This is a genomic window from Flavihumibacter sp. ZG627, from assembly GCF_000814325.1.
Classification (GTDB): domain Bacteria; phylum Bacteroidota; class Bacteroidia; order Chitinophagales; family Chitinophagaceae; genus Flavihumibacter.
In genome coordinates this window covers 1-341 of record NZ_JPHF01000055.1, presented here as the reverse complement: position 1 = coordinate 341, position 341 = coordinate 1, and the positions used below count along the sequence as shown (strand labels likewise).

Below are 341 nucleotides of genomic sequence, written 5' to 3'. Positions count from 1 at the left end.
TTCACCAAAGTTCAGCCATCTTATTTCTTCGTTGGATCGTATTACCAGTTTAGGGTATTTTTTGGTTCCACTTGTACGATTACATTTGAATAACGATGATGGACAACCTAAAATTATTTATCAGGTAACCTTATCCCAACCAACCTATACTGCTTTTACGATGCGAGCCTTTGACCGGTTAAAAAATACGCTTCCCTTTTGGGTGGCACTGGTGCTAACAACTACTGCCCAGGCGCAGACCACCCCCATCAATTTTGTCCGCAGCTGGGAAGCGCTCAGTCCGCAAACGGACCCTGCTGCCCTGGCGGGCAAGCCGCTGAACGAGGTACGGCAAACCACCC

At 48.1% G+C, this 341-nt stretch carries 1 protein-coding gene; it reads left to right on the top strand.

Features of this window, described 5'->3' with window-relative positions; genetic code table 11:
- A partial coding sequence (locus HY58_RS19705) for a hypothetical protein (RefSeq protein ID WP_172644688.1) occupies positions 1–341 on the top strand: 341 nt, incomplete at both ends.